Annotated in this window: 4 protein-coding genes; all 4 read left to right on the top strand. The window is 71.8% G+C overall.

Going from position 1 to position 5,171, the window contains the following annotated elements:
* Window positions 1–95: 95 nt before the first annotated feature.
* Window positions 96–596, top strand: coding sequence for a (2Fe-2S)-binding protein (locus HW445_RS17785; protein ID WP_180221992.1), 501 nt, complete (start codon window positions 96–98; stop codon window positions 594–596).
* Entirely contained in the window at window positions 593–2,890 is a 2,298-nt protein-coding gene (locus HW445_RS17780; protein ID WP_180221991.1) for a xanthine dehydrogenase family protein molybdopterin-binding subunit, read from the top strand. Before HW445_RS17785 ends, HW445_RS17780 begins: the two co-directional genes overlap by 4 nt.
* A gap of 241 nt (window positions 2,891–3,131) precedes the next feature.
* Window positions 3,132–4,502, top strand: a complete 1,371-nt coding sequence (locus HW445_RS17775; protein ID WP_180221990.1) for an MFS transporter — start codon at window positions 3,132–3,134, stop codon at window positions 4,500–4,502.
* A gap of 137 nt (window positions 4,503–4,639) precedes the next feature.
* Window positions 4,640–5,164, top strand: coding sequence for a MarR family transcriptional regulator (locus tag HW445_RS17770; protein ID WP_180221989.1), 525 nt, complete (start codon window positions 4,640–4,642; stop codon window positions 5,162–5,164).
* The last annotated feature ends 7 nt before the right edge of the window (window positions 5,165–5,171 follow it).

Genomic DNA, 5,171 nt, shown 5'->3' with positions numbered 1-5,171 from the left:
GACGCCGCGGCGAGCGCCGAGTACCGCCGCCACCTCGCCGGGGTGCTGCTGCGCCGGCTGCTGGACGCCCGTACCGACGAACTGAAGGAGGCCATGTGAGCGCCGACCGGGCCGCCACCCACCGGATCACCGTCGACGTCGAGGTCGACGGCCGCCGCCGCCGCGAGGAGGTCCCCGCGAACACGGTGCTGCTGGACCTGCTGCGCGACCGGATGGGCAACACCGGGGTCAAGGCCTCCTGCGAGCGCGGCGTCTGCGGGGCGTGCACCACGCTGATCGACGGCGTGCCCACGGCCTCCTGCAGCGTCTTCGCCTTCAGCGTGGACGGCTGCTCGGTGGAGACCGTCGCCGGGCAGACCGAGGCGGACGAGCCGGGGCCCGTGCAGCGGGCGTTCGCCGAGTGCGGCGGCTTCCAGTGCGGTTACTGCACGCCCGGCATGGTGATGCTGACGACCGCGCTGCTGCGGGAGCATCCCGAGCCCACCGAGGAACAGGTCCGCGAGTGGATCTCCTCCAACATCTGCCGGTGCACCGGCTACCGGATGATCATCGACTCGGTCCACCGGGCCGCCGAGCTGATACGGGAGGAAGCGTGACCGCCAGGCCCAGCGCCTTCGGTTCCACCGCGCCCCGCAAGGACGCGAAGCTCAAGGTCACCGGCGCCGCCCGGTACACCGCCGACGTCACCCTGCCCGGCATGCTCCACGCGAAGGTGCTGCGCAGCCCGCACGCCCACGCGCGGCTGGTGACCGTGGACGCCCGCCGGGCGCGCGAGGTGCCCGGGGTGCACGCGGTGCTCACCCGGGACGACCTGGGCGGACTCGACGCCGTCTTCGGGTACTTCATCAAGGACCAGCCGATCGTCGCCACCGACCGGGTGCGTCACGTCGGCGACCCGGTCGCGGCGGTGGCCGCGGAGAGCGAGGCGGCGGCACTGGAGGCGCTGGCGCTGATCGACGTCGAGTACGAGGTGCTGGACGCCGTCCCGGACGTCGACGCGGCGCTGGCCGAGGGCGCCGCGGAGCTGTTCCCCGGCGACAAGCCGCGCGGCGTCGTGCCCCCGTACGGCGCCGGCGCCTCCGCCGAACTGTGGCCGCGGCCCAACGTCTGCTACGAGTTCCGCTACGAGACCGGCTCCGAGGACGTCTGGGAGCGCTGCGACCACGTCTTCGAGGACACCTTCGTCTTCTCCCGGATGAACCACTTCCACCTGGAGCCCTTCGTCACCGTCGCCGACGCGCGCGGCGACCGGATCGAGGTGTGGTCCTCCACCCAGAACCCGTTCCCGCTGCGCAAGGAGATCGCCCGGGTGTTCCGGGTGGAGGAGTCCTCGGTGCGGGTCAACGTGCCGTTCGTGGGGGGCGGTTTCGGCGCCAAGCACAACTGCAAGACCGAGCCGGTGGCGATCCTGCTGTCGAAGCTGACCGGGCGGCCGGTGCGCCACTGCCTGACCACCGAGGAGGGCTTCCTCACCCTCAGCCAGCACGCCGCGGTGCTGCGGGTGCGCACCGGCCTGCTGGCCGACGGCACGTTCCTCGCCCGGGAGAGCGAGGTGCTGCTCGACGCGGGCGCCTACACCGACGGCAGCCCGCTGGTCGCCGAGAAGGCCGGCTACCGCATACCCGGCCCCTACCGCTGGGAGCACGTCCGCTCCTCCTGCGCCTGCGTGATGACGTCGACGACGCCGGCCGGGCCGTTCCGCGGCTTCGGTGCGACCCAGGCGACCTGGGCGAGCGAGAGCCAGATCGACATGATCGCGCGGCGGCTCGGCATGGACCCCTACGACCTGCGGGTGAAGAACCTCAGGGCGCTGGGCGAGCCGTTCATGCCGGGCGAGAGCGGCATCGACAGCGACCTGGTCGAGGGACTGGACCTGGTCGCCGCCGAACTCGGCTACCACGGGCGCGGATCCGCGCCGAACCGCGGCATGGGGCTGGCCATCGGCTTCAAGGACGGCGGCGGCGTCAACAAGCCCGCGCAGGCCCGGGTCAAGGTCAACGCCACCGGGCAGGTCTTCGTCTCCACCGGCGCGGTGGAGATCGGCCAGGGCATCTCCACGGCGCTCTGCCTGGTCGCCGCCGAGGTGCTCGGAGTGCCGCCGGAGCGGGTCTCCTACGCGCCGGTCTCCACCGACACCTCGCCCTTCGACCAGGGCACCAACGCCTCCTCCGGCATGACGGTCATGGGCCGCGCGGTCCAGCTCGCCGCCGAACAGGCCCGCGACCGCGTCCTGGAGTTCGCCTCCGGGCACCTGGGCTGCGAGCCGGCCGACCTCGAACTCGTCGACTGGGGCGTGCGGCTGAAGGAGACGGTCCATCCGCTCCCGCCCATGGTCGCCGCCGTCTTCGGCGGCACCGGCTACGAGTTCAGCGGCGACGGCTTCTTCAAGGCGCCCAACTCCCACGAGGCCCCGCTGGAGGCGCCGTGCGTCTTCTGGGAGATCGGCTGGGCGGGCGCGGAGGTCGAGGTCGATCCGGAGACCGGCGCGGTGACGGTGCTGAAGCTGGTCGCCAGCGGTGACGTGGGGCGGGCGGCCAACAAGCTGGTGGTGCGCGGCCAGGAGGAGGGCGCCGCGCTGATGGGTTACGGGCAGGCGCTGTTCGAGGAGATGCGGTACGAGGACGGCGTCCTGGTCAACGGGGAGGCGCTCGACTACCGGGTGCCGATGGCCGAGGACCTGCCCGCCTCGTTCGTCTCCGTCTCCCAGGAACAGGGCCACGGGCCGGGCCCGTTCGGCTCCAAGGGAGCCGGCGAGGGCACCATGGTGCCGATCGCCGCCGCGATAGCGAACGCCGTCCAGGACGCCACCGGCGCCCGGGTCACCACCCTGCCGCTGACCCCGGAGCGGGTCTTCCGCGCGCTGCGCGAGGTGGCTCCTCCGACCGCCTGACCCCCACCGCCCACCTGGGCCGCACCTCCTGGAGACCGCCCCCGTCCCTGACCCGTCACCGGGCCGGAGGGCGGCTCCGGGCTGCCCGCGCGACGGCGGTCCAACGGCTCCCGGAAGCGGCTCCGGAGCGTTGCGATTTCCTTCGAGTTAATTCAGGCCCAAATCATTGACCCCTTAGATAACCGCCTCTAGTGTCGCCGCATCCCTGCAGAAACTCCCGCTTGTTCGCGGAAGGATTCCCATGACGACCGTGGCCACGAAAGAAGCGGTGGGCTCCGGCTCCATCGCCGCGAGACTCGAACGGCTGCCGCACTCGCGCTGGCACGTCAAGGTCCGCTTCCTGATCGGTGCCGTCACCTTCTTCGAGGCGTTCGACCAGCTGCTCGCCGCCTCCGCCCTGCCCGTCCTGACCGAGCAGTGGAACCTGACCACCGCGCAGGCCACCTTCGCCGTCACGGCCGCCTCCGTGGGCATGCTGCTGGGCGCGTTCGGCGCGGGCTGGCTCGGCGACCGGATCGGCCGGGTGCGCACGGTCGCCCTCGGCGTGCTGATCACCGGTCTCGCCAGCATCGCGGTGGCGGCGTCCGCCAACATCGAGATGTTCGCGCTGTTCCGGTTCGTCCAGGGCATCGGCATCGGCGGCGTGGTGCCCATCGCGGCCACCTACATCAACGAGATCGCCCGCTCGGACAGCCGCGGCAAGCTGGTCCTGCTCTACGAGCTGATCTTCCCGGCCGGCCTCTCCGCGGCCTCCCTGACCGCCGTCTGGGTCGTGCCCAACCTCGGCTGGCAGGCGATGTTCCTGATCGGCGGCCTGCCGGTGCTGCTCGCCCTGGTGCTGGTCCGCAAGGTGCCGGAGTCGCCGCGCTGGCTGGCCTCCCAGGGGCGCCTGGAGGAGGCAGAGCGGGTCATCTCCAGGATCGAGGAGGAGATCACCGCCTCGACCCGCGAGCCGCTGCCCGAGCCCTCCCTGGAGATCCCGGCCGAGGAGTCCCGGGGCCGCCTGCGGGAGATCTTCCAGGGCCGCTACCTGCGCCGCACCGCCGTCCTGTCGACGATGTGGTTCGTCGCCTACTACGTCAACCACGGCATCTCCACCTGGCTGCCGTCGCTGTACACCAAGCAGTTCGGCCTCGACCTCACCACGGCGCTGGTCTACTCGCTGCTCAGCAACGCCACGGGCCTGATCGGCACGCTGATCGCCGCCCTGGTGGTCGACCGCATCGGCCGCAAGCCGCTGCTGCTCGCCGCGCTGATCGGCACCACGGCCGCGCTGGCCGCGCTCGCGGTGGCCGGCGCCACCTCCAGCGGCCAGGTCGCGCTGTTCGCCTCCTGCACCACCTTCTTCATCTTCGTGATCAACGCCTCGCTGTACCTGTACTCGCCGGAGCTGTACCCGACGCGCAACCGCGCCAAGGGCGCGGCGTTCGGCGGCGTCTGGAACCGCCTGGGCGTGATCCTCGGTCCCGTCACGGTCGGCGCGATCATCGCCTCCGGCGCGGATCTGAGCATGGTCTTCATCCAGCTCGCAGTCGTCGCCGCGGTGGGCGCGATCGTCGCCTGCTTCGCGGTGGAGACCAAGGGCAGGACCCTGGAGGAGCTCAACTCCTGAGGCCTCCGAGGGCCGCGCCCAAGGGCCGGACGTCCCGTTCAGCGGGACGTCCGGCCCTTCGTGCACCCCGGGCGTACCCCGCCGGTCCGTTAAGGGAGTAGTTTTTCACCGGTGAGAAATACGGGGAGGAGACGGCTGTGACCGGCAGGGTTCAGGGCACGGGTGCGGACGCCGTGTCGCGCGTCATCGAGGAGTGGCACCGCGAGCGGCCGGATCTCGACCCCTCGCCCATAGAGGTGCTGGGGCGGCTGCACCGCTCGTTCCTGCTGTACCAGACGCAGACCAGCAGGCCGGTCGCCGCGGCGGGGCTGTCCCTGGCCGGTTTCGACGTCCTCGCCGCCCTGCGGCGTTCCGGCGATCCCTACCGTCTGACCGCCGGTGAGCTGGCCGCCGCCAGCCTGGTCTCCTCGGCCGGCGTCACGCTCCGTCTGGACCGGCTGGAGGGCGAGGGCCTGATCGTCCGCGAACGCGACGCCAAGGACCGCCGCGTGGTCCACTGCCGTCTCACCCCGGCGGGGCTGCATCTGATCGACCGCCTCTTCGCCGAGCACCTCGACAACGAGCGCCGCATGCTCGCGGCTCTCAAGCCCAAGGAGCGCACCCAGCTGGCGTCCCTCCTGGAGAAGCTGGAACGGTCCCTGTCGGACGCCCAGGAGCAGTGAGCGGCGC

It is taken from the genome of Streptomyces sp. UH6 (assembly GCF_013421635.1).
GTDB lineage: Bacteria > Actinomycetota > Actinomycetes > Streptomycetales > Streptomycetaceae > Streptomyces > Streptomyces abyssomicinicus.
Note: the sequence above shows the minus strand (reverse complement) of the source record. Positions and strands in the feature narration are given on the sequence as shown.

Excerpts from the sequence above, each read along its gene's own strand:
- HW445_RS17775 (WP_180221990.1), top strand. The coding sequence starts at position 3,132 with ATGACGACCGTGGCCACGAAAGAAGCGGTGGGCTCCGGCTCCATCGCC.